This window comes from Nostoc sp. (assembly GCF_036917935.1).
GTDB lineage: Bacteria > Cyanobacteriota > Cyanobacteriia > Cyanobacteriales > Nostocaceae > Nostoc.
Map to the genome: position 1 here is coordinate 195736 of NZ_JBALEL010000002.1, position 24059 is coordinate 219794.

General features: G+C 42.3%; 23 protein-coding genes. 11 read left to right on the forward strand and 12 right to left on the reverse strand.

Annotated elements, in window-relative coordinates; all coding sequences use genetic code 11:
- Positions 1 to 70 precede the first annotated feature (70 nt).
- The 4 genes from V7K62_RS01145 to V7K62_RS01160 all read left to right on the forward strand — a co-directional run bounded on the left by V7K62_RS01145 (position 71) and on the right by V7K62_RS01160 (position 2521).
- On the forward strand, positions 71 to 241 hold the full coding sequence (locus V7K62_RS01145) for an NblA/ycf18 family protein (RefSeq protein ID WP_334860850.1): 171 nt from the start codon (positions 71 to 73) through the stop codon (positions 239 to 241).
- Between the two features lie 279 nt (positions 242 to 520).
- The gene (locus V7K62_RS01150) at positions 521 to 1078 is read left to right on the forward strand and encodes a bleomycin hydrolase (protein ID WP_289795383.1); all 558 of its coding nucleotides are present in this window, start codon (positions 521 to 523) and stop codon (positions 1076 to 1078) included.
- A 78-nt stretch (positions 1079 to 1156) separates the two neighbouring features.
- Complete coding sequence (locus tag V7K62_RS01155; protein WP_334860852.1) at positions 1157 to 1651, forward strand: bleomycin hydrolase; 495 nt, start codon at positions 1157 to 1159, stop codon at positions 1649 to 1651.
- Between the two features lie 261 nt (positions 1652 to 1912).
- A complete protein-coding gene (locus V7K62_RS01160; protein ID WP_334860854.1) occupies positions 1913 to 2521 on the forward strand; it encodes a HEAT repeat domain-containing protein in 609 nt (202 codons plus the stop codon).
- 47 nt (positions 2522 to 2568) lie between these two features.
- On the opposite strand, the gene V7K62_RS01165 is transcribed toward V7K62_RS01160, so the two are convergent.
- From V7K62_RS01165 to V7K62_RS01185, 5 genes are all read right to left on the reverse strand, one after another.
- Positions 2569 to 2967: a helix-turn-helix domain-containing protein gene (locus V7K62_RS01165; RefSeq protein ID WP_334860856.1), complete on the reverse strand. Its 399-nt coding sequence runs from the start codon at positions 2965 to 2967 to the stop codon at positions 2569 to 2571.
- Complete coding sequence (locus V7K62_RS01170; RefSeq protein ID WP_334860858.1) at positions 2951 to 3250, reverse strand: type II toxin-antitoxin system HigB family toxin; 300 nt, start codon at positions 3248 to 3250, stop codon at positions 2951 to 2953. The genes V7K62_RS01165 and V7K62_RS01170 overlap by 17 nt, the downstream gene beginning before the upstream one ends.
- Before the next feature lie 106 nt (positions 3251 to 3356).
- On the reverse strand, positions 3357 to 4265 hold the full coding sequence (locus V7K62_RS01175) for a HEAT repeat domain-containing protein (protein ID WP_334860860.1): 909 nt from the start codon (positions 4263 to 4265) through the stop codon (positions 3357 to 3359).
- Positions 4266 to 4297: 32 nt separating this feature from the next.
- Positions 4298 to 4537 carry a hypothetical protein gene (locus V7K62_RS01180; protein ID WP_334860862.1) on the reverse strand — a complete coding sequence of 80 codons (240 nt, stop codon included), beginning with the start codon at positions 4535 to 4537 and terminating at the stop codon, positions 4298 to 4300.
- A gap of 344 nt (positions 4538 to 4881) precedes the next feature.
- The gene (locus V7K62_RS01185) at positions 4882 to 5682 is read right to left on the reverse strand and encodes a DUF1838 family protein (protein WP_334860863.1); all 801 of its coding nucleotides are present in this window, start codon (positions 5680 to 5682) and stop codon (positions 4882 to 4884) included.
- A 165-nt stretch (positions 5683 to 5847) separates the two neighbouring features.
- Here V7K62_RS01185 and V7K62_RS01190 point away from each other — a divergent pair, with 165 nt between their 5' ends.
- Positions 5848 to 7116 carry a HEAT repeat domain-containing protein gene (locus V7K62_RS01190; protein WP_334860864.1) on the forward strand — a complete coding sequence of 423 codons (1269 nt, stop codon included), beginning with the start codon at positions 5848 to 5850 and terminating at the stop codon, positions 7114 to 7116.
- 242 nt (positions 7117 to 7358) lie between these two features.
- Here V7K62_RS01190 and V7K62_RS01195 read toward each other — a convergent pair whose 3' ends face one another.
- Positions 7359 to 8444 (reverse strand): acyltransferase family protein, encoded by a 1086-nt coding sequence (locus tag V7K62_RS01195; protein ID WP_334860866.1) that lies wholly within the window; start codon positions 8442 to 8444, stop codon positions 7359 to 7361.
- Between the two features lie 65 nt (positions 8445 to 8509).
- On the opposite strand from V7K62_RS01195, the gene V7K62_RS01200 reads away from it, so the two are divergent.
- The gene (locus V7K62_RS01200; protein WP_334860868.1) at positions 8510 to 8656 is read left to right on the forward strand and encodes a hypothetical protein; all 147 of its coding nucleotides are present in this window, start codon (positions 8510 to 8512) and stop codon (positions 8654 to 8656) included.
- Between the two features lie 521 nt (positions 8657 to 9177).
- Here the strand turns inward: V7K62_RS01200 and glgA are convergent.
- Together glgA and hemC are read right to left on the reverse strand one after the other, a co-directional pair.
- Positions 9178 to 10617, reverse strand: coding sequence for a glycogen synthase GlgA (gene glgA / locus V7K62_RS01205; protein ID WP_334860870.1), 1440 nt, complete (start codon positions 10615 to 10617; stop codon positions 9178 to 9180).
- Between the two features lie 138 nt (positions 10618 to 10755).
- Positions 10756 to 11727: a hydroxymethylbilane synthase gene (gene hemC / locus V7K62_RS01210; protein WP_334860872.1), complete on the reverse strand. Its 972-nt coding sequence runs from the start codon at positions 11725 to 11727 to the stop codon at positions 10756 to 10758.
- A gap of 337 nt (positions 11728 to 12064) precedes the next feature.
- Between hemC and V7K62_RS01215 the strand changes: the two genes are divergently transcribed.
- From V7K62_RS01215 to V7K62_RS01225, 3 genes are all read left to right on the forward strand, one after another.
- On the forward strand, positions 12065 to 12274 hold the full coding sequence (locus V7K62_RS01215; RefSeq protein ID WP_334860874.1) for a hypothetical protein: 210 nt from the start codon (positions 12065 to 12067) through the stop codon (positions 12272 to 12274).
- Positions 12275 to 13105: 831 nt separating this feature from the next.
- Entirely contained in the window at positions 13106 to 14077 is a 972-nt protein-coding gene (locus V7K62_RS01220) for a YegS/Rv2252/BmrU family lipid kinase (protein WP_334860876.1), read from the forward strand.
- Between the two features lie 134 nt (positions 14078 to 14211).
- Positions 14212 to 15774 carry a metallophosphoesterase family protein gene (locus V7K62_RS01225; RefSeq protein ID WP_334860878.1) on the forward strand — a complete coding sequence of 521 codons (1563 nt, stop codon included), beginning with the start codon at positions 14212 to 14214 and terminating at the stop codon, positions 15772 to 15774.
- Positions 15775 to 15895: 121 nt separating this feature from the next.
- Here V7K62_RS01225 and V7K62_RS01230 read toward each other — a convergent pair whose 3' ends face one another.
- The 4 genes from V7K62_RS01230 to V7K62_RS01245 all read right to left on the reverse strand — a co-directional run bounded on the left by V7K62_RS01230 (position 15896) and on the right by V7K62_RS01245 (position 19313).
- Positions 15896 to 16303 carry a hypothetical protein gene (locus V7K62_RS01230; protein WP_334860880.1) on the reverse strand — a complete coding sequence of 136 codons (408 nt, stop codon included), beginning with the start codon at positions 16301 to 16303 and terminating at the stop codon, positions 15896 to 15898.
- Positions 16304 to 16806: 503 nt separating this feature from the next.
- Positions 16807 to 17241, reverse strand: coding sequence for a CAAD domain-containing protein (locus V7K62_RS01235; protein ID WP_334860882.1), 435 nt, complete (start codon positions 17239 to 17241; stop codon positions 16807 to 16809).
- Between the two features lie 187 nt (positions 17242 to 17428).
- Entirely contained in the window at positions 17429 to 17890 is a 462-nt protein-coding gene (locus tag V7K62_RS01240) for a BON domain-containing protein (RefSeq protein WP_334860884.1), read from the reverse strand.
- A gap of 142 nt (positions 17891 to 18032) precedes the next feature.
- On the reverse strand, positions 18033 to 19313 hold the full coding sequence (locus V7K62_RS01245) for a histidine kinase (protein ID WP_334860886.1): 1281 nt from the start codon (positions 19311 to 19313) through the stop codon (positions 18033 to 18035).
- A 541-nt stretch (positions 19314 to 19854) separates the two neighbouring features.
- Between V7K62_RS01245 and V7K62_RS01250 the strand changes: the two genes are divergently transcribed.
- Positions 19855 to 22998: an MFS transporter gene (locus V7K62_RS01250; protein ID WP_334860887.1), complete on the forward strand. Its 3144-nt coding sequence runs from the start codon at positions 19855 to 19857 to the stop codon at positions 22996 to 22998.
- A 456-nt stretch (positions 22999 to 23454) separates the two neighbouring features.
- On the forward strand, positions 23455 to 23811 hold the full coding sequence (locus tag V7K62_RS01255; protein WP_334860889.1) for a M10 family metallopeptidase C-terminal domain-containing protein: 357 nt from the start codon (positions 23455 to 23457) through the stop codon (positions 23809 to 23811).
- Positions 23812 to 24059 lie beyond the last annotated feature (248 nt).

The window sequence follows — 24059 nt, forward strand, 5'->3', positions numbered from 1 at the left end:
TAAAGTAGTAAAAAGCGATCGCCTTCCAGTAACAACAAATACCCTTCGATTCAGTCAATCACAGGAGTGAATGATGGACTTACCTGTCGAATTAACCTTAGAGCAACAGTTTCGCTTACAAAATTTGAAAGACCAGGTAAAAAATTTGAGTCAACAAGAAGCTCAAGAATTTTTGCTAGAGGTTTTACGGCAGATGATGGTGAAAGATAATTTGGTCAAACATCTATTAAGACAAGCTTGATCGAGTAAAAAAAACAATATTTTTTCCTTAAGACTTACGCAATGGCAGAGTTCCATTAAAAAGCGTAAGTCTTAATTTTTTGCCCAATTTAGACTAAATTTGACTTTTTTATCAGGACAGCCAAATTATAGGTAAATATTACAGATTATTACTTTGTCTCTCATAGTAAAGACTAGGGTACTAATGATCCCCTATGTTTTTCTTTGGCTACTCACAGTTAATCTGATCGAGAACACGCCAGAAATAATATCCGCCATTTGTGAATATTAAGGAGAACTCATGGTTCTTGATGCTTTTTCCAGAGCTGTAATTGCGGCTGATGCCAAAACCGCTCCTATCGGTGGTGCTGACTTGGCAGCCCTTAAGTCTTTCATCGCTGAAGGCAACAAGCGCCTTGATGCAGTGAATGCGATCGCCAGCAACGCTAGCTGTGCGGTTTCTGATGCCATTGCTGGGATTGCTTGTGAAAATACAGGTTTGCTTCAAGCTGGTGGTAACTTGTATCCCACTCGCCGGATGGCTGCTTGCTTGCGTGATGCTGAAATCGTTCTGCGCTATGTAACTTATGCACTGTTAGCTGGTGATTCTTCCGTATTGGACGATCGTGCTTTGAACGGTCTGAAAGAAACCTACACAGCTTTGGGCGTACCCACTGGCTCTTCTGTACGGGCTTTCCAAATCCTGAAGGCTATCAGCGTCGCTCACATCACCAACACCAACACCGAAGCTAACGCTGGTAAAAAGTTCCGCAAACAAGAAGTTGTTCAAGGCGACTGCTCTGCTTTAGCTGCTGAAGCTGCTAGCTACTTCGATCGCGTTATTTCTGCTTTGAGCTAATCGCTCATGGCTAAAGGCTATTAGCCAAGCAAACTGAAATTAAAACTCGATCAAATCTAATCTGGAGTATAAAAAGCAATGAAATCAGTTATCACTACAGTTATTGGATCTGCTGATGCAGCAGGCCGTTTTCCCAGCAGTTCTGATCTAGAATCCGTTCAAGGTAGCATTCAGCGTGCTAATGCTCGTCTAGAAGCAGCTGAAAAGCTAGCTTCTGGTATCGAAAACGTAGCTAAGGAAGCTTATGATGCTGCCTTCAAGAAATATCCTTACCTGACCCAAGAAGGTGAAGCTGGCGCTACCCAAGTCAAGAAAGACAAGTGCCTCCGCGACATCAAGCACTACCTACGCTTGATCAACTACAGCTTAGTTGTGGGCGGAACTGGCCCTCTGGATGAGTGGGGTATTGCAGGTGCTCGTGAAGTTTATCGCTCTTTGGGTCTGCCCACCGCTCCCTACGTTACCGCGTTGACTTATACTCGCGATCGCGCTTGCTCTCCTCGCGACTTGTCTCCTCAAGCGTTGGTTGAGTTCCGCTCTCTTCTCGACTACGTAATCAACTCCCTTTCATAGTAATAGGGATTGACTAGCTGTAGACGAGCGATCGTCATACTCTAAAACTCAGGGACTCTCAGTCTGTTGCTTTGCCTGTATCAGGTTGAGTGATTGACCAAGAGTCCCTCAGTTGTTAATAATTCGTAATGACGCTCTCTAGCAGACGCTAAAAGCGTAGCTTACTTGTCTGTAAGAGTACGCGGATTCGCTAGCGCTACGCTAACGTAATTCGTAATTCATCACTGAACTTGGGGGATTTAAACAAGGAAATTTTCTTTTATGACAATAGATTCTCTATTTGAACAATTGAAACACCCCAACCCCAATCTCCGGGAACGAGCCATCTGGGAACTGGCTGATGTCCGTGATGAAAATACCATTCCCCGGCTGATGGGTATTTTAGATGAAGAAGATGTCACCTACCGTCGATCTGCGGTAAAGGCACTGGGTGCTATTGGTATAGACGCTGTATCGGTACTGGTAGAGTCATTAGTAAATAGCGATAATGCGACCATTCGGGGTAGTTGTGCTAAGGCTCTGGCACAGGTTGCTGCTAATCATCCCGATGTTCCCTTCCCAACTGAAGGCTTACAGGGATTGAAAACAGCGCTCAATGACCCAAATGCTGTTGTTTATATTGCATCCGTGATGGCGCTGGGTGAGATTGGTTCTCCTGCCTTTGAGATTTTGACTGAAGCTCTGAAAACAATAGATAATGTTGCGGTGGCTGTGGCGATCGTCAATGCGCTCGGTTCGATGGGTGATAGCCGAGGGGTGGAAGTGCTGACGGCATTGACAAATGATCAATCTGTTGATCCGTATGTTCGAGAGTCAGCGGTGAGTGCTTTGCCTCGATTAGATCAGGTGATTAAATATAAAAGACGGTAGCGATCGCTCTTACAACTACTTTTATCAATCCCAATAGGGCGGATACATTAGATGAACAGACTGGGTTTCATCTTGAAGTACTCTCCGAGTGCCTTAGCTTGTGCCTTACTAATCGACCGCTTACCGTTCACAACTTCAGACACCACGCCGCTCGACCCGATGATGCCCACCAAGTCCGCTTGACGGGTGTCACTGACTTCCATAATATGTTGGAGAATTTCATGCGGTGCAGATTCATCCATTGGATAGTTCTGTGCCTCATACGCTTCAATCAGGGTTACTATCAGCTTATGCAGAGCTTGCTCTTCTGGAGTCCGGTTTTTGCAAAATGTTAGGCGCTCTGCTACAGCTAGGGCGCGATCGTACTCTTCTTCCGTCTCAATCACCTTGGGAGCGACTTCAGCTAGTAAACTACTATAAGCAGTTTGGTCAAAAGTAAGGGTCATTTTTCCATTTACCTTTGTTATATTCGGCATGAGTTAGAAAGTATTTGTAATAAACCGTTTGGTTTTCGTAGTCAATACCGACAATCAGACGGTATTCATTCCCTTTGATGTTAAAGACAGTAAAATTTCCAACCGCTTCAGCATCCCGATAAATCTGACTAACGTCCTCCAAATTCTGCCATTCCACTTTGTTGACGGTTGCGTACCAGTTGTCAACTTGCTTTTTGACATCAGGGTACTGGGCAGCATCAATGCGGAGGTTACGAATCGCAATCAGATGCATTTGTCTCTACGTTCTTTGTCTATATTCATCAATTAACAAAAAACTAATTGCTAATTAAATACTCTCAAAAAGAGAGGGAAATGTCAAGTTGGAAATGTCCATCGCCTTATTCCCAACCTTCTTCCTCTAACTGTCTTTCAATTTGAGAAATCGCCAACTTAATCACTGCCTGAACCCCCGCTTCTTCTTCCTCGGTTAATGCGGCTTGCAGAGGTTCTAATGCAGCACCATCGCCAATTTTCATCAATGCCAGAGCCGCCGCTTTTCGAGTTTCCCAATCGGCATGATGCAGTAACTCGACGAGGTTAGGAATTGCTGGTCGATAGGTCAAACTACCCAAAGCTGCTGCTGCTTCACACCGCACAATTTCAGATCGATCGGTGAGGGCGTTAATTAAAATATTAAATGCTCCTTCTTGGGTGCCTTCTTGAGCAATTTTAGCGATCGCACCCACCACAGCAGCCCGAACTTCAGCCGAGTCTGAGTTAATCTCTCGATATAAATGCTCTTTCGCCTCTGCCCCAATAAATCCCAACGCCCATACCGCATGTCCTTTGGCACTTTCTGGATACTCAGTTGACGCTAAGATTTTCAGCAATGCTGGTACAGCTGCCTCACCTATTTTGGCAAGCCCCCCCACCGACGAGGTTTTGACCACTGTATCTTGATCATTTAAGAGGGCGTTGACCAAAGTGGGAACTGCGATCGGGTCAGCAATGAGTGTCAGGGTTTTGGCGCTGGCTCTCCGCACAACTGGGTTGGGGTGATTTGCCACAGCTTCCATCAATAAAGGGGTGGCTGGTTTCCCGATTTTACCCAAAGCCTCTGCAAAACTCAACCTAACCATGCCCCGTGAATCCCCCATACTCTCAACCATCCGCTTGAGTAGCTTTTGGTCATCGGGATTAAAGGTGTTTAAGCCTAATTGCTCACTCACCACTTGAAATAAAGCATCGGTTTCATCATGGGACAGATTTAACGAATCCGCCCCGGATTGAGTTTCGGAGTTGAGCATATAACTTCTATTTAAATTATCAAGAGGAATGACTAGTTGCTGACACTCAGGGCAGCCTGTTGATTACGGAGTTCCTGGAGAGCAGAATCAATCTTGGCAAGCTCAGGCTCCAGTTTTGCCATGACGCTTACTCTCATCAACTTAGCTCGTTTTGCTGTTTCCGTAGTTTCTTGAACTAGACGTTCCCGATACTGCTCAAGTTCTGCAATCACTTCTGCTACATCTTGATCGGTTACGTTATTGGTTGTTGTGAGTTCTGAGATTTCATCCATAAGTTTTGTTTCCTAAATGCGTGTTTATATGAATGATGTGCGATCAGTGTTCGACTATCGTTTGTATCTTGGTTATTCGCTAAAGACCAGCACTTAGCTGTTACATAAAATTGAACAATTAGCAAGTGGCAACTAACTAATAGCTGACAAATGCAGATATTTTGATCTTCTCAGATCGCGTTACCACTGGTAAAGCTTTTTGACGGAAATCTTTAAAAGTTCAACCCAACTACAGCCTTAGATCCAATTTCTGATCAGTCTTTTAGGCTTTTTAGATTGAAAGTGCGTAGGCGTAACCCGTCGTAGACATCACGCAGCATGATTTAGCACCGTGCAAAAACCGCTCAAGAGGTTTCCTCTAGTGGAAAAATATCTCCTCGCAAGTAGGACTCAAAGTTTTTCTTAAAGTATTGAATGCTCGTGACATTTGGCTCATCGCTTTCTGTTGGCGTAAATTCATAAATTGGTACTTTTTCCCTTACCAGGTTGACTAAGCTAGGATGAAGCTGCTCAAAAGAATCTACTCTAAATATTGTGGTTTCAAATCTTAATTTAGCTGGATGAGCATATCCTAACTTCATCCACGGCAACCAAGGACAGTCCCTTGCCCATTTAGCAGCAGGGACTTCAGTCGCATCAGGTCGGCAAGTATTTGAGATAAAGTACTCAACTCCCTTAAACTTTTCTCCAGGGCAATAGTCTGAATATTTACTATCTCCTGCTAAGGGATGCGGGTATTCTAAAGGAATTTCCATGACAGAGGTAATATATCCCCTGCCTTTGGGTATGACAAATTTCTTTGGTTTGACTGAACCTTGGACAATGCGGTTAGCAATGTGTACTACTGGTACTGGTTGACTCGCTGTTGGTGACTTCCAAAAGTGCAAAATCTCTTGCGTATCTGGGTCACAAAATAAACCCAACTCTCTATTGATGCGATACCCGACTTCACCATGTTCAGGATCGGGCTTGATAAATACTTTGGTAGCATTCATCCCAATAATAGAGAACAATTTTTCTTTTGATTTTTCTGGTGTTTCTTGCCACCAAATTTCCCCAGACCAGTTGTAATAAAGCTGTAACCCATGATTTTTTCTGTAAAAATCCAGGTTATTAAATTCGTAGTCATCTAAATAATCACTCATATTTGTTCCTCTTATCCTCAAATAGCTACGTAGAGGCTTTTGATGCTTCAATCAATCCCCAAATAGAATTTACCGCTATTTCCCAATCCCCAATCCCCAGTCGCCACTCCCTAGTACGATAGTAAAAGTGATCTCTAAAATTATCCAAGAACCATTTACAGATCAATGGATAAACGTTTTTTTAAAATGTTTGGGCTAACAGAAGATGAAGCGATCGCAATTATCGATACACCACTAGAACAACTCGAAGACGCTTCTGATAAGTATATTGCTGTTTCCCATCTAATTAACTTCCCCACTGAGCAATCGATCGCAGCTTTGGTGCGGGCGATTGAAACCAGTAACCCTAATGAGTTAGACCACCGCATTGTTCGACGCAAAGCTGTAGAAAGTCTGGGGCGATTGCAGGCCGAATCAGCTTTACCGATAATTCGGCAGTGCCTTAAAGATGATGATATTTATACAGTTGAGAATACTGTGTGGGCGATCGGGGAAATTGGGACTAAAGATCCAGAAATTCTCGAAGAAGTAGCGCAACTGCTAGATAAATCAGGTCAAATCTATCGAGTCATTATTCATACTTTAGCTAATGCTGACTATCAGCCGTCCCTAGAGCGTGTATGCAAATTTACCCAAGTTGAGGATGAACCTACCCGTAGTGCGGCGATCGCTACAGTTTGTCGCTTTACAGGTGACTACTCCCAAATTACTGAGGTGATGGCGCTGCTGCAAAGTTCTAGTGTCAATGCCCGGCGTGGTTGTATTCAAGACCTGATTGATTCACGCTACTACAAAGCCATCCCAGAAATTGCCCGTTGTCCTGTATCTCTGGTGTTTCGGTTGCGAGGATTGCGGATGCTTTTGGATGCTGGCGTTCCCAGTGGAGAAATTACCTTTACAGAAATTCAACCTTACTTAGAGCAAGTACTCTACGATCATCCCAACGACCTCGATCTAGTACATGAGTATGATGCTAGGCCTGTTCTAGATTTTGTGATTAACGAACTCTACGAAACCGATTTTGGGCGCTGCTATTTAGCGACAAAAACCTTACTGGATTTCTATTCACAAGAAGCACCAGCAGCACTTTTAGTAACTTATGGCGATAAAGCATATAACGACTATGGTGCCCATTATCATGTCATGAAACTTTTTGGCTGGCTAAAATATGCTCCCGCCTACGATTTATTAGTAGAAAACCTGCATAACCGCGAACCTCAGTTTCAGAAATCCCGTGCAGCGTGTGCGATCGCTCTTGGCGAATTGGGTGATTCACGAGCAATTCCTGAAATCAAAATTTGCCTCAATACACCAATTTGGGACTTGAAATACGCTTGTTTATTAGCACTAGACCGCTTAGGAGACTCGTCCGGTCGGGAAATTTGCGATCGCGATGCTGACTGGTTAATTAAGGCGAAAGCGACGAGCAATTGATAGTTAGAAATCATTTAATCAATTTTAGATTTTTATTTAAATCAGAAATTAAAAATCTAAAATTACCATAGTCAAGAGTTATATAATGTCCGCTTGATTACTTATTAAACCTTTAAGAGATAACCTGATAGCGGTTCTCGCTTAAGTGAGGTACAAGAACCCCACCCCCAACCCCCTAAGAGCAAGCAAGGAGGGGACTATGATGTACCTTGTATGATCAGGAAACGCTATAATTAGCAGTCTCAGCTAATTTGGGTAAATACCTTTTTCCTTAGATGTGTAATTAATGGCTTTTCCAGATAAGAATGGATTACGCATCCCATAACTACTGCTAGTATAACAATTAGAAATGCACTAACATTGTAATATATGTTGGCATTTGGAATTAAGTATATATTAAGTTTATCTGCAAACTTAGTAAAAACTTTAACTATATTACCTAAGAAAAAACCATGCGTTAAATATATAGAATAAGACGCATTCCCTATATAAATTAGAATTTGTGGTATATTTACTGTCTTTGATAGTTCTAAATAAACAGATCCGATAATCAAGAGCGTAAATGGAATACCATAAGCTATTAATGAGGGGATACCTGAAACATCAAATTCCTGATATTTTGTATTTATAACTGATACAACTAACAGAAAAATTGAAACGTAAATTAATGATGTTGCAAACTTAAATTGGTATTTAGATATCGTATAGGCAGCTAAACAACCCAGCACAAACTCTAGATTACGTTCGTTAAATATAAACCCAACCAGAAAACTTTCGCCGATTGGTAATAAATTTAAAAGATTGAGAATTATGCCAATTATCCAAGCAACAATTATCGACTGGGAAATTTTTGTATTTTTCAATATTAGTAGAGCAAATATACAATAGAAAAAAACTTCATAACTAAGCGTCCAACTGACACCAATAAAAGTAGTCTCTAGAATAGAATGGTCTTGAGGTAGCAACAAAATAGCCTTGATAATTTCGTCTGGGCTTCGCTGATAAATGCTATCTTTATTAGTATTAAATAGAGAAACTAGAATTTTGATGCTTAAAATACTCCAATATAATGGATATACGCGGATAAATCTTTTAAATATGAAAGACTTCAACTTATTCGGTTTGCCTATATCAGATTGATGAATATAAAATATAATAAATCCACTGAGGACGAAGAAAAAATCCACGCCTATCCAACCGAAATGAAATATCTGTAATAAATCACCTTGGTGCATTTCACGAGAAAGTATTAAATTTCCGTGGGTTAAAACTACCAGTACAGCAGCGAGACCGCGATATACTTGTAGCAAATTTAATTTTTTGTTCATGATATTTCTAGGGTTAGTTTTAGGAACTAAACAAATAATTTAAATCAGTAAATGCCAGAGGTTTTGTGACTATTTACTTTCTCGCCCAAGCAGCAAATTTAGAAGTAGCAGGAATAGGAGGAGGTAATATTGTTCAACAGCAAAGGTATATAGACGTAGTGCTACTTTCACCAACTTCTCCTGATTTAGAAATTGGAAGTACTCCGAGTTAATTTGACTTAGATCGTCTTTGCTGATTCGATTTGCTATGGTTTCAATTAACTGACTGAGGTATACTATCATATAAATTATCTGCCGCGTCAAGAAATATACAGCAGATGGACTCAAGCGATCGCTTCCAGCACAGATAATTGTGAGCTTTATAGCGGTTCTCGCTTGAGTGAGATACAAGAACCCCACACCCAACCCCCTAAGAGGTTGTTTGAAAAGTGGTCGGCTGTGATATTGGGCACTTATCGATCCCCCCTAACCCCCCTTAAAAAAGGGGGGAATAAGAGTCTTAAAGTCCCCCTTTTTAAGGGGGATTTAGGGGGATCTCCAAGGGTTAAATGTATACAAAAAAACTTTTCAGACATCCTCTAAGGATTTGGGCTTCACTGAACGGTATTGACTGTTCAGGAAATTAGATTTGTCAAATTGGTAAGTATCTGAAACAAAAAAACTCATGAGTCACATTTTCAGGCTAATCTGAAAAATGCTCTCACGAGTCTCAAAAAGTAATTATTTAGGCAGATCAGGATTTACTACTGGTGACTGCTTTGTTTAAAACTAACTTTGGTTCTGGTGTCTCCTCTTCTTCTGGCAAACCGTAAATTGATCTGTACAACTTCACGTATTGCTTGGCAGATTGATACCAACTAAAATCTTGACTCATGCCGCGTTTTTGTAGTTCTTGCCATTGCGGTTTGAAACGGAAGCCTTCCCAAGCCCGAATCATACAGGTGAAAAGGTCTAGCGGTTCATAGCGATCAAAGCAATAACCAGTACCTACGGTATTTTCGGGGTCATAATGGGTTACGGTGTCAACTAATCCACCTGTGCGGCGGACAATCGGTACAGAACCGTAGCGTAAAGCCATCATTTGGCTAATACCGCATGGTTCAAAACGACTAGGCATCAAGAAGGCATCAGTACCAGCGTAGATGCGGCGAGACAGGGCATCGTTATACAGTAAGTAAGTTGCCATGCGTCCGGGAAAGCGCGATGCTAATTGCCACATCTGAGTTTCATAGTAGCGATCGCCTGTCCCCAACAGCACAAACTGGGCATCTGTATAAGATAGGAAGCGATCGAGGATTTGTAATATCAAATCAATGCCTTTTTGTTCGACTAATCGGGTCACAATCCCAATTAAAAAGGCTTTAGAATTGACTTCTAATCCGACTTCTTCTTGCAAAGCAATTTTGCTGGCTTTGCGTTTTTCTAAAGTATCAGCAGTAAAAGTTTGAGCAATGTATTTGTCATTTTCGGGATTATAAACCTGAGTATCAATACCGTTGATAATCCCAGATAATTTACCGCTAATAAAGGACAGCAAACCTTCTAATGTTTCACCGTAAGTAGGTGTCTTGATTTGCTCGGCGTATGTGGGCGAAACTGTATTTACCTTATCGGCAAATTGCACCGCCGCCGCCATTACATTGTGTCCTTGCATATACCAGGGACACCAAGTAATTTTCTCTAAATACCAACGCCACGGCCCTTGATAAGCCAGATTATGAATGGTAAATACTGTGCTGATATCAGGATCTTGGTGCATCCACACGGGAATCATCCCCGTATGCCAATCGTGACAATGGATAATTTCCGGTTTCCAGTAATTCCAGGCAAACTCGGCTGCACCATTAGAAAACAATGTGAACCGCCAGTCTTCACCATCTCCAGAATAAATGTGGCGGGGTAGGAAGGCGGGATGTCCAAATAAATACAAGGGAACATCAGTACCAGGCAGAATGCTTTCATAAACAGCAAATTCCTGGAACATAGCAGATCCCCGCCAGATGGGTTCGTTGGGAATTTCCATTTTGTCTGGCAGGAAGCCATAGTAAGGCAAGAATATCCGCACATCATGCCCCATTTCTCTCAGAAATTTGGGTAATGCCCCAACAACATCACCCATTCCTCCTACTTTGGCAATGGGTGCTGCCTCTGCTGCAACAAATAGAATCCGCATGGTAATTTTTGCTTCCCTGAGTCTATATTGTCAAATTAACTCTATGATCAATTCTGACCAAAGAGATTTATCGCGTCTGCACACCTTTTGTGCAACGGCGATCAATTCTTATCTAATCACATCGGCTTGCCCAATTGCTTAAGAACCGCGCTGAATCACCGCAAAAATTTCTGATAAAATTTCTTGCGCTCCCTGTTGACGCAACAGTTCTGCTAGTTCTATGCCTAGCGCTTCGGCGTTGTTGGCAATTCCAGTGACGGTATCTTTTACGAACTTTTGACCATCGACACTGGCGACTATCCCTGTTAAAGTCAAATTATCACCATATATTTCTGTATTTACACCGATAGGTACTTGACATCCGCCCTCTAGAGAGCGTAGAAAAGATCGTTCGGCGAGACAGCGATCGCGTGTTTGGGGATGTTCGATCGCTTTGAGTAGAGATAGCAATTCACTATCATCAGCCCGACATTCTATCCCTAAAGCACCTTGTCCAACGGCGTGGAGGGAGATTTCGTTGGGGATAATTTGATGAATGCGAGCGCTCATTCCCAATCTCTCTAACCCTGCTGCTGCCAAAATTAGGGCATCATATTCGCCTGCATCCAGTTTTGCCAACCGTGTAATTAAGTTTCCCCGCACATCCTTAAAGCTAAAGTGGGGGAAATGGTGGCGTAACTGTGCCAACCGCCGTAGAGAAGATGTACCAATTACCGCACCTTCTGGCAAGGTATCGATTTGTTTATCTTTGTGCTTTTCATGCACTACTAATGCATCTGCTGGGTTTTCCCGTTCAGTAATTGCTGCTAGCGTTAACCCTTCTGGTAAGTGAGTCGGCAGATCCTTGAGGGAATGAACGGCAAAATCAATCTCCTGATTGAGCATTCCGACTTCAAGTTCTTTAGTAAAAAGTCCTTTATCGCCAATCTTAGCTAATGCTACATCCAAGATTTTATCGCCTTGGGTAGACATGGTGTGGACTTCAAAAGTGATATCAGGAAAGCTTTTCTTGAGTTGCTCTTGTACCCAGTAGGTTTGAACCAGAGCAAGTTGGCTTTTGCGTGAACCAATCCGAATAGTGCGTGGGGGACTAGAAACTACTGAAGTCATAAAACAATATAATATCGCAGGCGATAAATTCACTCTCATCTAGACTACCGTAGTCAGGGACTCATACCAATTTTGGGTTTTGGATTTGGGATTTTAGATTACAATTCTTTACCAAAAGCTGGTTTGAGGAATCTCAGATATAGGACTTACGCACTTTAAAAATTGAGCATCATCTGCATATCCAGCTTCTTAAGATAAAAGTCTTGCCCTGCCTCTTTCCCAGGCAGAGCCTTGTAACGAGAGGTAATTCACATTTGGTTATGTCTGTCAATGCGTAAGTCCTAAAATAATAAAAAGGAGTGGGGAATGGGGAAAAGGAATTTTCTAGGCGATCGCCTTGTTGTATGCAGCTAGTGCAAAGGTTGATAAACTGAATCGAGTTACAAGCAATATTTTGCACTGCCTAAAATATGGTTGTCAGCTAGGATGGTTGATTGATCGTGATGACCGCTCAGTTCTTGTATTTAAACCAGATGAACAACCAGAATTTTGTCATAGAGAAGATAGCTTGACTGTTCTAGATGGTGTTGATTTGGAGGTTGTTTGAAAAGTATTTGGCTGTGATTTTAGGCACTTTGATCCCCCCTAACCCACGCCAGTCGCTCCACTTGGGGAGACCCCAGACGCTCGATGACTCGCTACCGCTTCGCTATCGCTTTTAGCGTCTCGTAGAGAAGACCGCGCTGGCTCCCCTTAAAAAGGGGGAAACCGGAATCAAAGTCCCCCAATTTATCGGGGGATTTAGGGGGATCTAAAACTATTTGATACCGACAATAGGACTTTTCAAACATCCTCTTAGAGTTGACAGTTGAACAGGTATTTGGCTGGTTAAAGATGAAAGTAGAGTGAGCAAGCCTGTTAGAGATGTTTTAAAAGTGTTCGACTGTAATTTTAGGCACTTCTAGATCCCCCCTAACCTCCCGATAAATTGTGGGGAACCGGAATCAAAGTCCCCCAATTTATCGGGGGATTTAGGAGGATCTAAAACGTTTTGCTACCGACCAGAGAACTTTTAAAACATCCTCTTAAAATCATCTAAGTAGGTAGGCACGAATTAATCTAACTATGTAACAAAATGTAAAACTGTGAAAGTCCTTGTGATTGCAACTCTTGGAGACCGGAGGCGAACGTTACACTCGCAATGACATACTTGTAAATTTTCCCACCTACTTACTTATAAATAATCGTATAAATCACCTTTGTACCTTTTTTATCAGTTGAGGATGTTGCGATCGCTTACAATAGCGATCGCACATCGCACCGAACTTGGTCAATATATCTAAAAAACTCAGCCCCAAAAGGGAAGTCGAAAATTTACAGGAATGCTAAGAATAATTTGGTATCTTCGTTAATGATCCAAGCTTAGTTGTTACGCCTTATGAATCGTTCCGCCTGTCTCATCTTCAATCCTGTTGCGGGTCAGGGCGACCCAGAAATAGAACTGGCAGAAATTCGGGCAATATTAGAGCCAGATATTGACCTAGATATTTATCTCACAACTGAAGAAATCGACGCTGACGAACTGGCCTATGCAGCGGTAGAGCGAGGGGTAGATGCAATCATTGCTTCCGGGGGAGATGGCACTCTCTCAGCAGCAGCGGCGGCTCTTGTAGGTACTGATATCCCATTCGGGATCATTTCCAGAGGAACAGCAAACGCTTTTGCTACAGCTTTAGGAATTCCTGACACGATCGCAGATGCGTGTCAGACAATTTTGCAAGGAGGAACCCGCCTTGTAGACGTAGCCTATTGCAACGATCAGCCAATGGTACTCTTGGCAGGTATTGGCTTTGAAGCTGAAACTGTAGAATTGGCAGACCGAGACGCCAAGAATCGCTTTGGAATGATGGCCTACGTCTTGGCAGGAATCCAGCAACTGAGAAACTTAAAAAACTTTGATGTTGAAATTGAAACTGAAGACAGGATAATTAAAACTAGTGCCTGTGCGGTAACGGTAGCAAATGCCGCGCCTCCTACTTCCGTTTTGGCTCAAGGCCCAGCAGGTCTGATTTATGATGATGGATTACTAGATTTAACCATTGTCGCTTCAGTTAACAAGGCAGGAGCGATCGCAGCCACATTTCATCTATTTCAAACGGCTTCTACAGGTAATGCCGTAGACCGGGATGATATTGGCTTCCTGCGAGCCAAACAATTTAAAATTACGACTGAGCCACCACAAAAAGTTGTTCTAGATGGTGAAATAGTGGGCACAACACCTGTAGAAATTAAGTGTGTACCAGCAGGTTTAAGAATTTTTGTGCCATTAGTAGAAGAAGTTGAGCCTACCGAAAAACTAGAGGGACTCCCTAATCTGACTATTGAGATGAAAAATACAGCAGAAGGATGAGAGCATGGGGCAATTCAATTTTAGATTTTGGATTGACTATTTGGGATTAAATTTCAATCTGAAATCCAAAATCTAAAATCTAAAATTCTTCCTCCTTTGCTCCCCTTCAATTAAAGATTCAGGAGTAGGTTGCATTGAAACTTGTATCTGATCCAGCGATCGCTAACAAAATTCGTAAAATGAATCAGCGGGTACGGTGGCAAGATCCGTTAATTGTGGAACGAAACATCGACCAAACTCGGCTGGTATTTGAAGATGGTCAAACAGACAATTCTGAGTTCTCATTTTTAGTTGTAGGTGATAGTGGTTCCGGCAAGCACCGGGGACACAATCCTCAGCGAAAGGTGGCTGAAATGATGTTGCCCCATCACAGCGAATCCAGCTTTATGCTGCATACCGGGGACGTGATCTATTTAGTGGGGTCGAGTGAATACTACCAGCAGAACTTCATCCAGCCTTACCGAGAGTTTCTCTTGGGCGCAGAGGATCGCAAACGGATTGCTTATGACCAGATGGTTTTTAAGCTGCCCATTTTACCTGTGCCGGGAAATCACGATTACTATAACTTGCCGATTTTATTGAGCTTGGCATCCCTAACAACATTACCTATTCGTCACCTGTTGCGATCGCGGTTAGACCTAGATGTGGGCTTACATGGCTCAGGATGCGGTGACGCTTACGCAAAGGCATTTATCGACTATCTTCAGGCGTTTCAGCTTCCAGGAGAGTTAGCCAGTCACTTAGATCAGTACTACACAGCCAAGACAGATACAGGTCGTTGTCTTTCTTATCAACCTGGGCACTTTACCCGCCTTCCCAATCGCTATTACACTTTTCGTTATGGCGGTATTGATTTCTTTGCTTTGGATTCTAATACATTTAACGATCCCCCACCGCTGCCTAAAACAAAAAAAGGTGATGCCGATCGCAAACTCTTAGAAAAACGCCGTGAAGATTTCGAGCAAGAAAAGCAGCAAATCATTGAAACCTCAGCCAAACTTCGCCCGGAAAACCCTAATGAAGCTGACCAATTAGACGACTTCCATGCCAAGCTGTCACAAATTGAAGAAATTATTGTTGATATCGATAAGCAACTAGCCACTAATAAAACAACGCTGACTGATACTGAACAACTAGAGTGGCTCAAGCAAAGATTAATTGAATCTTGGAATAATCCTGAAGTTCGGGGAAGGATAATTTATTTCCATCATCCACCTTATGTAACTGAGGCGACGAAGTGGCAACAAGCACAAACTCTGATTATTCGCGATCGCTTGCGTGGTGTCCTGGATGCGGTAGCTAAAGAAATTGGTTCCTTAACTCAGGGCCGTCCTTTGGTCGATTTGGTCTTAAACGGTCACGCACACTGCTTGGAACACCTGGAAACAATGGATACGGGACACGCTGATTCTCATATCCACTGGATTGTTTGTGGCGGTAGCGGGTTTAGTTTGCGACGCCAGCGGATTGAGGGAGCAGATTTGATGGAGACTTTTGGGAATGAAAATAGATTAGTGGCGCGATCGCATCTCTTCATCGGTCGCAACGGTCAAGGTTTTCAGAAGCGACGACCTTATTCAGGTTTACGCATTGACGTTAAAGGCGATGCACAGCCTAAGTTTATTGTCCGTCCTTTGGTTGCCGAATGGCATCAGCGGCAATGGCATAATCGTGAAATTGAGCCACTGATTATCTAGTAACATACTTCTCGAAATATTAACCCATACATACAAGTAGAGACGCAATCATTGCGTCTCTACAAACCAGCTATTTCGCCTTTTTACGTGTAATTGCACCCAGCAAAAGGATAGTTCTTAATTAAATTATTCCTGGCCCTCTACCGCGGCTGTCACCCTTTTCGGTCAACTTGCCTTCCTCGTCCTGATTAATTTCTCCAAGTTCTTCAATACGTGCTGCCTTTTCTTCTTCTGCTTGTTTGCGTGCATCACCAGGTACTTCGTAGTACATTTCCGGTTCAACTGCATAGTTGTTAGACAAACCTTCTTTGTCCACGGTATAGCCGTCAGTGGTGCGTATACTTTCTGGATCAGTTTGGTCATCCGTAGGTGCATCTGCCTCCCCTTCTTCTGTGGGGAGTTTTTTGTACTTATCTCCTTCTCTTTCCATTCGAGCAGCAGTTTCAGCTGGGATAATCCCGCGATCGTATGTATCTACTTCCGCTCGATCAGATGAATCTGTACCTCTATTAACTGCTTCATTAGCCATAATTTATGTCCTCGTTAAAGAATCTATTAAATAACTTCAAAAACTAGATTAGGCTGTTTTTTATCTCCGGGCTACTATCTTCAGAAGTGACTTAAATTTAAAAATAATCTGATGTTCTCTATCTTTTGATGTATCCAAAATACTAAGATAGAGTCCGGTTAAATACTGTTAATTCACATTTATTGGTTAGAACTAGGGTTGTAGCCGAAGTCAATAGACCTCTTGCAAAAGTCCATAATACCTCACCCCCAACCCCTCCCCGCTCTTTGGGAGGCGAGCGTTTGCTTTACTCAAATGCGGGGTGGGGTTCTTTATTTTTGATTTATGCAAGAGGTCTAATTTAACATTAAAAGGGCAGTTAGAAACCGCAACTACACGAGGCTTCACCCAACTGTGTGGGTTTCAAGCTCTCAATTTTTTCTTAGTCCGCAGGGGTGGACAAGAGTTTGTGTAGCTGCGAGTTCTATTTGCTTGCGTAAATCCTAGTTTAATGGTTGGTAAATTTACCCGCCCACAAATTGGTTTTTCAGTAATTGAATTTCATCAGCTAATTCTTGCCGAGTAGAAGCCTTCAATAGATAACGGAAAATGAACCAACTGGCGTAACCAATTCCAACTAACTCAAAGAGTGGTGAGAGGAGTGGAATATTATTGATTGCATCCAGTACTGCTAGCACTACCTTAGCTGTAATAATCGCCGTCAAAATTAAACCAACGGTTATTAGAGGCTGCTTGTAATCCTTAAAAAAGCCACTTAAGTATTCGGGCAGTTGCTCCAAAAATTGAGAAATTTGTCTGCTAATATGCTGCCATTGAGATTCAGGCTCAGATGCTGGTGGTAACTTTGGCAGGTTTAGCGTATCAGTACCTTCAAGTGCTAGCGTACCTTGTGATAAGGAAGCATTGATGGATTCACTTTGCTGTTGTTCCGTTTCCATAGTTTTTATTTTCGGTAACTACAAGACTTTGTATAACTGAACTGAGCATCAATAAATATAGTTATTAAGGTCATCAGTTGTCAATTCTGAGTGGTCAGTAATAAGTCTAACTGACCACTCAGACTGAGCAGGAGCATTTAAATCTAATTTACGCCTACCTACTCATTTGGATTTGTTGTTAGCTGCCTTACTTCTTTGGTGGGGCAACTGTTGCTTTAACAACTACACTAGTGACACCTTTAATTTGCTTAGCTAATTTTTCAATTTTAGCCAACTCCTGCTGATTGCTGACAGTTCCTGAGACAGTCACAATCCCACCATCGGCGGCATTAACTGTTAATTGGCTCTTGGGTATATTAACCTCCAACTTGGAGCGAACTTCACTTGCTAAGTCACCTTTGGCTCTTGTTGTATCGCCACCCGTGGTATTATTGCGCTGTTCGCGGGCGCGAATATCAGAATTAGCTTGTTTTCTGCGAACTTCACTTTGTGCGTCTTGTTGAGAAGCTTCTGTGGTTTTTGCAGTCGGTGTTTGGGGAGCTTCGTTAGGATTATTGGGTGCAGATTCACTTGTTTTAGAAGCGTTATCACAAGCAGCAACACCGAAGATTAATAGGCCGCTAATTAAGAAAGGAGTTAGCTTTTGCATGGGTTTAATTCGCAATCAGAAAGTGAAATTTGTTGATATTTACGGCAGAACGGAGGAGCAAGTTTTTTTAGTCAGGAGCAAAGTTTTCAAATTCTTGCTCCTGCAATTTTGTAAAATTAGTGTAAGTGACGACTACTTTAAGTTAAAGTACTTCATCACGACGATCAACAATAACTACAGCAGGATCGTTTCTATTAGGCTCTGTTGAGTAATTGGGGCGAATGGGATCAACTACTGCTGCGTCACGATCCGTTACTCGGCCGGAACCTGGGCGATGTTCAGTAATCTCAGTGGCATCATAGATTGCAAATTCTTCAATACCTCGATGTTTGAGAATCGCTTCCGCTTGGTGGATTTCAGCTTCTGTACCATCGAGAATTATTAAGTAGTCGCCTCTTTGGAAGCGATCATTATATACTCGCGCCCTGTCTTCAGGAATTCCCAAGCCAGCGAGTGCGCCGACAATACTGCCAGCTGCCGCACCGATCGCACCACCAGTTAATGTTGTCGCCAAAGCTGTTGCGACTGCGCCACCTGCAATCACGGGCCCGACTCCAGGAATTGCTAAAGTCCCAAGTCCAACTAATAACCCAGTCAAACCGCCTAGAACACCGCCTGTAGCTGCTCCAGCTTTTGCACCATCGTCTGCTTTATTACCTGTACCAACATTTCTGTCTACATCTACACCAGCGATCCCCTGACCGTTTGTATCTTTGGCAATAATGGAGACTTGATTCAAGGAAAAACCTGCATCTCGCAATTCTGTAATTGCTACTTCTGCATCTCGACGATGAGAAAATACCCCAATCGCGCGTTTTGCAACACCACTATGACCCACAGTCGAAGTTGGAGCCACATAACCAGTGGTTGCATTATTAGCATCTGGGTGGTCGTAAATGCCAAATTCTTCTACACCCTGCTGATGTAAAATTGCTTCTGCTCTGTGGATTTCTGTATCTGTACCATCGAGAATGACTAAGTAGTGTCCTCGTCTGACGCGTTCGTCGTAAACTTTGGCTCGTTCTTCAGGAATTCCTAAACCAATTAATGCACCAAGCAAACTGCCCGCTACTGCACCAATACCAGCGCCAGCGAGAGTTGTAGCTAGGGTAGTTGCTGCGGCTCCAGCCAACATAATTGGCCCGATTCCAGGAATTGCTAAAGTGCCAAGACCGACTAATAAGCCAGCCAATCCGCCCAAAGCACCGCCTGTAGCCGCTCCAACTTTAGCGCCATCGTCAGATTTATCGCCGACGCGATCGCTCACATCCGCACCAGCAATATTATCTTTGTCTCCATCTTCTGTAATGACAGAGACTCTATCCATATCAAAGCCAACTTTCTTTAATTCATGTAGCGCCTTTTCAACATCTCGACGATGAGAAAATACACCTACAGCACGTTTATGTACACCAACAACCATTATCTTTTCTCCTCAGCAAAAATTAATTATTCACTAATTTATAGCTTGTAATCACCCTTATTAATGCATGTTTCTATTTACTTTTCATCAATCGCTTGGAAGAAATTTTATCTCTATCATTAGACATAGGTGGTTTTATCTAAAGTCAAGTAAACAAATTTCACGTATAAAAATAATTTATAAAGTTTAAATATTAATTATTATATTCCTTATATCTTTTGCTATAAATTGATACCAAAAAGCCTTTTTTCTCCCGTTTGCTACTGTAACTTACCTGTTGAAAACCTGCCATATCAGTAGATACATTTTTATAAAATTAACTTTTATTTAGTAAAGTTTTATATCAAAAGTTTTGATTAAATTAAAAACAATAGATTATTCTATTGAAGAATAAATAAGCTAAATATTTATTTTTTAAATACGACTTTTGGCAAAGGAACCTATTACCTAAGAAAGTACCAGCTTAGATGAATGATAATTAAGCTGATAAATAAGCCATCTTAAAAATGGATATCTAATTGAGTGCAAGTGAGAGAATCCTATGTTTCAAGGTGTTTTAACTATTTTGGGATGGAATTGGCTACCTTTTGGATTAGCGCCGATAACTTTAGCTCAGGAACTACTAACTCCAGAAGAAGCATCAGTTCTTTTTTCTGGGCCTAAATTCTTGGTGGCATTGCTGGCTGGGGTTTCGATGGCATTTGCCTTTCAATTGTTACTCACAAACTTTTCAGTTGCCGTCGGAATTTCATCTTGGGAAATTGACTCAGATTCTGATGATGAATCGGAAAGTTTGGGTAAGACAATTCGTAAAGGTCAAGCTAAAGTCGGTGCTTGGGCATTAATAACCGTTAGCATTGCATTATTTATTGCTTGTTTTTTAGCAGTAAAACTTAGCCTAATCGAAAGCGCATTTTTAGGAGCAATTATTGGTGTAGTCATCTGGTCTACCTATTTCTCACTAGTAATTTGGTTGGGTTCATCGGCGATAGGTTCTTTAATTGGTTCTATATCTAATACAGTCACTTCTGGTTTTCAAGCTCTGATGGGTACAGCAACTGCTGGCATCGGTGCTAATAGTGCGAAAAAACAGTTAGTTTCTACCGCTGAAGATATTACAGCCGCAGTCCGGCGGGAATTAACTTCAGGTTTTGATTCTGAAGGGATTAGAAATACGCTCCAAAGTTCTTTAGGTTCTCTGCAATTGCCAAAGCTGGATATTAAAGAAATTCGGAGTCAATTTGACCAGTTGCTTAAAGATACAGATTTGCAATCTGTTGCTAACAGCGACCTCTTGCAAAACATTAACCGCCAAACATTTATTGATTTAATCAGTAGCCGTACAGATTTATCTAAAGAAGATATCAATGGCATTACTGACCAGTTTGAAGGTGCTTGGCAACAAGCTTTAAATCGCAAAAATCCCACAGAACAAGTAATTAATTTACTCAAGTCTGCTACTCCTGAAGAACTCAATTCTGAGCAATTAGGTGAACGACTTCAAGAACTGGTTACAGTCGGAGGCGGTTCTGGTAATAGTGTGATCAAACAAGCTATTAGATATGGCTTGAGCGCCGCTGCACCAGCAGTTCTGGAAGGGGTAAACTTTTCTAATATCGATGTGAACAAAATTACAACTCAGTTGCAAAAGCTGAAAGAAAAAGTTCAAGATGTCGATGTCGATCAAATCACAGAAAAACTTCAACAGCTTAGAGAGCAAGCAACCGAGCAAGTATCTGCAAAATTACCAATATCACTAGAAAACGCGATTAAGGCAGATGTAGAAGACTACATATTGCATTCGTTTCCTTGGCACTTTAACCGGATTACACTAGTAGATGAATTTAAAGAAGTTATCTATGATGTGAATGCAGATCCGACAACTGTCAGACGGGAGTTGGAAGAACTAAATCAAGAATATTTTACCAACTTGCTAAAGCAGCGGGGTGATATCAGCGAAGCTAGGGTGAAAGAAATTGCCGAACAAATGGAAAGCGATCGCCTGGAAGTTTTAGAAACTGTAAAACAGGCTCAAACGCGAGAAAAAGGGCAAGATTTCCGCAGCCGCATCGAAAATTATCTGCGTTCGACGGGGAAAGACGAACTGAATCCTGAAGGAATTGAACGGGACTTTAGCAAGTTGCTGGATGATCCAAAAGCTGGCTTTGAAGATTTAAGTAGCCGCTTCGAGCAATTTGACCGCGATACTTTTGTACAATTACTCCAACAGCGTCAAGATATCAGCGAAGAGGAAGCTAATAATATTGTTAGTCAACTCGAACGCAACCGCGATAATCTCTTGAATGGTGCTAGAGAATTGCAAGAACAAGCAAAAGCAAAAGCCGATGAACTGCGCCAAAGAGTTGAAGAATATCTGCGGAATACTAACAAAGACGAACTCAATCCCGAAGCTATCAAACGTGAGTTTAAAGTTTTACTAGACGATCCCGAAGCCGGAATTAGCCTTTTACGATCGCGCTTATCGCAATTTGACCGCGATACATTGGTACAATTGCTCAGTCAGCGTCAAGATTTAAGCGAAGAACAGGTAAACCAAACTCTCGATCAGCTCGAAGCAGTCCGAGATAATATTTTGCAAGTACCGCAACAAGCGAAAGAACAGTACGAAAAAACTACAAAAGCGTTAGCAAAGCTTCCCGAAGGGTTCGCGGAATATCTCCGCAATACCAACTTGGAAGAACTTAATCCAGAAGGTATCAGAGCCGATTTGGAAAAATTACTTGACGATCCCAAAGCTGGAGCCTTAGCACTGCGCGATCGCTTATCTAATGTCGATCGAGAAACCTTGGTTAAACTTGTGAGTCAACGCAAAGACTTGAGCCAAGAGCAGGTTAATCAGATCATCGATCGCGCCCAAGATGCCATTGGTGATATTGTGAGAGCGCCACGACGTTTAGCCAAGCGCACCACTCAAAAAGCTTTAGATTTTGAAGGTAATCTCGAAGAATATCTGCGTAATACCAACAAAGAAGAACTCAACCCCGAAGGAATCAAACGCGATTTACAATTGCTGCTGTCTTCTCCCCGCGCTGGAATTGGGAGTTTAAGCGATCGCGCCGCGAAATTTGACCGTTCGACAATTGTGGCGCTGTTGTCCCAACGTGAGGATATCTCAGAAGAGGAAGCTAACCGGATTGTGGATCAAATTGAGTCTGTTCGCACCTCGATTGTCGAGCAATTTCAGCAGATTCAGCAGAGAGTGCAATCAGTGGTGGATGGAGTTTTTGCTAAAGTTCGCAACTATCTCAACTCCCTGGATCGTTCGGAACTCAACTATGAAGGGATTAAGCAAGATTTTGCGAAAGTGTTCGACGATCCCCAAGCTGGATTTGAAGCATTGCGCGATCGCCTCGGTGAATTTGATCGTGACACCTTAATTGCTGTATTGAGTTCTCGTGAAGATATTTCCGAGGCGGATGCTAACCGCATAATTAGCCAAATAGAAGCGGCGCGGGATGGCGTATTGCAACGAGCCGAACGCATCCAGAAAGAAACCCAAAAACGCCTGAAAGCGATCCAAGAGCAAGCTAAAAAGCAAGCAGAAGAAACCAAAAAAACCGTTGCTTCTGCTGCGTGGTGGATATTTGGGACAGCGATTACTTCCCTTTGTGCTAGTGCGATCGCTGGTGCGATCGCAGTGACTGGGATAACTCTACCTGGGTAACATATCTCCGTCATCAGGAATTTTGAAAAATACAAAGTGGTATTCACTCTTTATAAATGAATGCCACTTTTTTTGTAAATAAATAAAGTACCGTGATATCAAGTTCGGATAATTATAGGACTTACGCACTGTACAAATGCATCGTGATGTGAATTACAGCAGTTTGCGATCAAACTCACCACAAGAAGAGCTATCTAAATAGGCTCAAAGAATAGACCACAATGATTAAACCAATTTAGAGCATTTTCATCAGTTGCAAAAAAATTGCTTTGTTGGGTGGAGGCTTTGCGTAACCCAACATCCTGATAATCAGTTGGGTTACGCAAAGCCTCCACCCAACCTACGTCTAATGCACTGTACAAATGCATCGTGATGTGAATTAACTAAAATAGGTTATTTCAGGCTTTTCTTAATTATCCTGCGATCGTAAATAGACCATGCTGTAGGGGCACAGCAATGCTGTGCCCTTACAAAAGCGGATCTGGCAACGATACCATTAGCGGTGATTTTGGTAACGTTGGTATCCTCATTGGTGTTGGTGGAACTGATGTTCTCACTGGAGGATCAGGTAACGATATTTTCGATTTCAACTTCGTTTCAGAGAGTCAACCTGGTTTGTTACGGGATGCGAGAAACGGTATCCTTGCAGGCGATCAAATCGATCTATCTACCATCGATGCCAACTCCACTATCAGGCACAACCAAGCCTTCACTTTCATCGGGAGTCGCGCATTCTCTGCAAGCGGTCAAGTCCGTTATTCAGGAGGTACTCTCCAAGGTAGCACTGACGGGGATCTATCGGCTGAGTTTTAAATTAGCCTTGCAGGGACACCACAACTAGTGTCAAGCGACATTATCCTTTAATTTAAGATATCTGCCTTGAAAATAAAGCAGGAGGCAGAATTCTGATTATTGAATAGTCGCAAAGAGAGGTAAATTTAGCTTGCCTCTCTCTTTTATAGTTGTTCGATCGCACTGCCCAAGCATGAGAAAATCAGGTAATACAATCGCAACTGTTGCGATGATGCCCCATAAGGAAAAAAGATGTCAGAGAATTTGAG

What these genes read in the sequence shown, in the direction of transcription:
- V7K62_RS01145 (WP_334860850.1), top strand. Translation starts at nt 71, where the DNA reads ATGATGGACTTACCTGTCGAATTAACCTTAGAGCAACAGTTTCGCTTA.
- V7K62_RS01150 (WP_289795383.1), top strand. Translation starts at nt 521, where the DNA reads ATGGTTCTTGATGCTTTTTCCAGAGCTGTAATTGCGGCTGATGCCAAA.
- V7K62_RS01155 (WP_334860852.1), top strand. Translation starts at nt 1,157, where the DNA reads ATGAAATCAGTTATCACTACAGTTATTGGATCTGCTGATGCAGCAGGC.
- V7K62_RS01160 (WP_334860854.1), top strand. Translation starts at nt 1,913, where the DNA reads ATGACAATAGATTCTCTATTTGAACAATTGAAACACCCCAACCCCAAT.
- V7K62_RS01165 (WP_334860856.1), bottom strand. Translation starts at nt 2,967, where the DNA reads ATGACCCTTACTTTTGACCAAACTGCTTATAGTAGTTTACTAGCTGAA.
- V7K62_RS01170 (WP_334860858.1), bottom strand. Translation starts at nt 3,250, where the DNA reads ATGCATCTGATTGCGATTCGTAACCTCCGCATTGATGCTGCCCAGTAC.
- V7K62_RS01175 (WP_334860860.1), bottom strand. Translation starts at nt 4,265, where the DNA reads ATGCTCAACTCCGAAACTCAATCCGGGGCGGATTCGTTAAATCTGTCC.
- V7K62_RS01180 (WP_334860862.1), bottom strand. Translation starts at nt 4,537, where the DNA reads ATGGATGAAATCTCAGAACTCACAACAACCAATAACGTAACCGATCAA.
- V7K62_RS01185 (WP_334860863.1), bottom strand. Translation starts at nt 5,682, where the DNA reads ATGAGTGATTATTTAGATGACTACGAATTTAATAACCTGGATTTTTAC.
- V7K62_RS01190 (WP_334860864.1), top strand. Translation starts at nt 5,848, where the DNA reads ATGGATAAACGTTTTTTTAAAATGTTTGGGCTAACAGAAGATGAAGCG.
- V7K62_RS01195 (WP_334860866.1), bottom strand. Translation starts at nt 8,444, where the DNA reads ATGAACAAAAAATTAAATTTGCTACAAGTATATCGCGGTCTCGCTGCT.
- glgA (WP_334860870.1), bottom strand. Translation starts at nt 10,617, where the DNA reads ATGCGGATTCTATTTGTTGCAGCAGAGGCAGCACCCATTGCCAAAGTA.
- hemC (WP_334860872.1), bottom strand. Translation starts at nt 11,727, where the DNA reads ATGACTTCAGTAGTTTCTAGTCCCCCACGCACTATTCGGATTGGTTCA.
- V7K62_RS01220 (WP_334860876.1), top strand. Translation starts at nt 13,106, where the DNA reads ATGAATCGTTCCGCCTGTCTCATCTTCAATCCTGTTGCGGGTCAGGGC.
- V7K62_RS01230 (WP_334860880.1), bottom strand. Translation starts at nt 16,303, where the DNA reads ATGGCTAATGAAGCAGTTAATAGAGGTACAGATTCATCTGATCGAGCG.
- V7K62_RS01235 (WP_334860882.1), bottom strand. Translation starts at nt 17,241, where the DNA reads ATGGAAACGGAACAACAGCAAAGTGAATCCATCAATGCTTCCTTATCA.
- V7K62_RS01240 (WP_334860884.1), bottom strand. Translation starts at nt 17,890, where the DNA reads ATGCAAAAGCTAACTCCTTTCTTAATTAGCGGCCTATTAATCTTCGGT.
- V7K62_RS01245 (WP_334860886.1), bottom strand. Translation starts at nt 19,313, where the DNA reads ATGGTTGTTGGTGTACATAAACGTGCTGTAGGTGTATTTTCTCATCGT.
- V7K62_RS01250 (WP_334860887.1), top strand. Translation starts at nt 19,855, where the DNA reads ATGTTTCAAGGTGTTTTAACTATTTTGGGATGGAATTGGCTACCTTTT.
- V7K62_RS01255 (WP_334860889.1), top strand. Translation starts at nt 23,455, where the DNA reads ATGCTGTGCCCTTACAAAAGCGGATCTGGCAACGATACCATTAGCGGT.